Genomic DNA, 3,039 nt, shown 5'->3' on the forward strand with positions numbered 1-3,039 from the left:
ACTTGCTTGTATCAGGAGGGGTGCAAGCCCCTTCTGATAAGCTGCGAAGTAGCTATTTGGTTATGAGCAAGTAGCGAAGGCGGATTGCGAATATCCTTTGATAATTAATCCAATCTTCTATTATTTTCAAAACTATCAAAAAAGTACATAAAGAATACATATCGTTATGGTACAATAAATACAACGAAAAAGAAGTGTATTGGGGGCTTTGAGATGAACAGAATTTTACTGGCAGAAGATAATGACAATTTACGTGAGCTGATCACGGATTTTCTGTCGGAGCATGAATATGAAGTAGATGCCGTGGCAGATGGGGAGGACGCATGGGAAATGGTGCTGACAAAAAGTTATCAGCTGATCTTGCTGGATGTTATGATGCCGGGAATGGATGGATTTACGCTTTGCAGAAAAATCCGGGAGCGGGAATCGGTGCCGGTGCTTTTTCTGACTGCGCGTGTGCTGGAGGAAGATCAGCTGCGGGGATATGAACTTGGAGCCGATGATTATATTTTGAAACCATTTTCTTTGCGGGTGCTTCTGGCGAAATGCCAGGCAGTATTGGAGCGATATCAGCGGGGGCAAAAGTATGAGGTTCAAAAAGGGCTTGTTTTGAATGAGGAGCGACAGCAGTTTTTCTGTGATGGAAAACCGGTGGAATTACAGTCTCTGGACTATCGTCTGTTATCTTATTTTTTCAAAAATCCGAATCGCATTCTGACGCGGGAGCAGATTATTTTAAAACTCTGGGGTTATGAATATACAGGAAATGACCGTGCAGTGGATACGCATGTGAAAAATGTGAGGAAAGCACTGGGGGATTACGGAAGCTGTATTCGCACGATCGTGAAAAAGGGATATATTTTTGAAGCAAATATGATTCAATGAACCTTAAAAATTATAGATATAGTGAAAGATAGTGTTAAATGATCTATGGAAAAACGAAATGAAAAAAGGCTCAAGGAACTTTGAAAATTTGTGATGACAGGGGGGATGGTATGAAGAAGTTAAAAAAATTGTGGAAGAAGAAAATATGGAAAGAATATCGAATCGCATTTTATATTGAGATCGTCTTTCTTGGAGTAGCGCTGGCGGCTACTGGATTATTGATTCATTTTTCGTCGGAGAACTGGAAGTCAAGATTGAAGCTGGAAGTGAAGGATATCCAGTCTCTGGTTGAAAAAATTGTGAATACGAGCATCAATAAGACCGGGGAGAAAATGTCAGAATCGGTTTATATGGGGTTGGAAGATATTTTGCCATATCGGGATGACATTACGTGGAATAGTAAAATCGGAGTAGATGTGAAATTTTTGGATGAATCAGATAAAGCACGATATGAACTGAATATTCCGGAAGTGGGATGTATCTGGACGACTTATGACAAAGAAACGAATGAATTGAATAGAGAATGGATTTCTCTGGGAGATTGGTTTGAGGATCTGACATTGACTGGTTTGGAGGATTTTAAACGGTTTTATAAGCAGGAACAGGGACATGTAGCGGTTCAGAAAATGGAAGGATATTACAACGGGGACAATTTTATTATCCGGACGGTGTATTTTACAAGTACGATTCATAGATATTATACGGCAAGTATCACGGGCAGACAGATAGGCGTGAGAAACATGGTATATCGTGTATCGGACCTGAACAGTATTGAAGATGGAACATTGTCAGAAAATGTTACACTGGAAACCGGCAGCATGGATTTGGTAGTATACATGCCGGATAATTCTGTGCAGTCAGTTCTGGTCAATACACCGGGAAAGTGTCAGGCGTTTGCTACAGGAGAGATAGATGGATATAATTTAAGCAGTTATGAGATTAATATGTATGCAGATACGATTTATCTGGCAACACATGATGGGACGTTTCGAAATTATATGATTCCAATCTGGCTGATCGGTCAGGGAATTGCCGCATTTCTGATTGTTGTTGCCCTGTATATGCAGAAAAAACGAAGGGAGTTAGCCAGGTTAAGAAATACGTTCATTAATGCTATGGCGCATGAAATGAAAACACCGGCAGCAGTGATCAAAAACAGTGCGGAATGCCTTGAGGAAGGAATTCATCCGGAAAAACAGGCACATTATATCGGAATGGTGCAAAAAGAAGCAGACCATATGAACAATCTGTTAATGTCCATGCTTTCATATACAAGACTTAGTGATTCTTTTTGTGAATTAAATAAGACAGACTGTTCGTTGCAGGAAATGATGGAACTGAGCTGTGTCCATTATAAAGGGCAGATTGAAGCAAAGAACCTGCATGTGATCTGGGACAGCGCAGAAAATACGACAACCAGATGTGATGAAAAACTGATCATGATGGTTTTGGATAATTTTATATCAAATGCGGTTCGGTTCTGTAAGGAAAATGGAGTGATTCGTTTTACGATCGCTCCGGGGACAGTGAACGTATATAATGAGGGCGCTCAGATACCGGAAGATCAGATAAAGGAAATCTGGACACCGATGTATAAAGGTGACAGTTCCAGAAATGAAACCAAAGGAACATCGGGAATGGGACTGGCGATCAGTGCAGTGATCCTAAAAGCCCATCGTGCATCCTATGGGGTTCATAATGTTACAAGAGGAGTAGAATTTTATTTCAAACTCCCTTTCAAAAAGTAAGGATAAAAGAATGCGTGAAAAGGAAGACAATTCTGTAAATTTATGGAATTGTCTTTCTTTGTCAAAATGAGGAAAAAGCTGTTGACTTATGGAAAAACGAGTGCTATTATAAGCAAGCTGTCGCTGATGCGGCGGCACTGACAAAAGGAAAGGTAAGGAAAACGGCAAGGATTGCGGCAGTTTGAAATACAAAACTTTTGTTAGGAAAAATAAAAAAGTTGTTGACAGGATATGACAAATGTGCTAATCTAAATGAGCTGTTGAAAAACAGTGAAACAGACAACTTCAAATAAAATAAAAAGTTGTTGACAACGACAAATGTTTATGATAATATAAATGAGCTGTCACTAAGACAACAAACAAAGAACTTTGATAACTGAACAGTGAAATAACCTTGAAAGATTCA

Annotated in this window: 2 protein-coding genes; both read left to right on the forward strand. The window is 39.6% G+C overall.

Going from position 1 to position 3,039, the window contains the following annotated elements; all coding sequences use genetic code 11:
• Positions 1-213 precede the first annotated feature (213 nt).
• Positions 214-885 (forward strand): response regulator transcription factor, encoded by a 672-nt coding sequence (locus LG34_RS15915; protein ID WP_109216950.1) that lies wholly within the window; start codon positions 214-216, stop codon positions 883-885.
• 110 nt (positions 886-995) lie between these two features.
• Positions 996-2,633 carry a sensor histidine kinase gene (locus LG34_RS15920; RefSeq protein WP_109216951.1) on the forward strand — a complete coding sequence of 546 codons (1,638 nt, stop codon included), beginning with the start codon at positions 996-998 and terminating at the stop codon, positions 2,631-2,633.
• The last annotated feature ends 406 nt before the right edge of the window (positions 2,634-3,039 follow it).

This window comes from Eubacterium ramulus (genome assembly GCF_003122485.1).
GTDB lineage: Bacteria > Bacillota > Clostridia > Lachnospirales > Lachnospiraceae > Eubacterium_I > Eubacterium_I ramulus_A.

Excerpts from the sequence above, each read along its gene's own strand:
- LG34_RS15915 (WP_109216950.1), top strand. The coding sequence starts at position 214 with ATGAACAGAATTTTACTGGCAGAAGATAATGACAATTTACGTGAGCTG.
- LG34_RS15920 (WP_109216951.1), top strand. The coding sequence starts at position 996 with ATGAAGAAGTTAAAAAAATTGTGGAAGAAGAAAATATGGAAAGAATAT.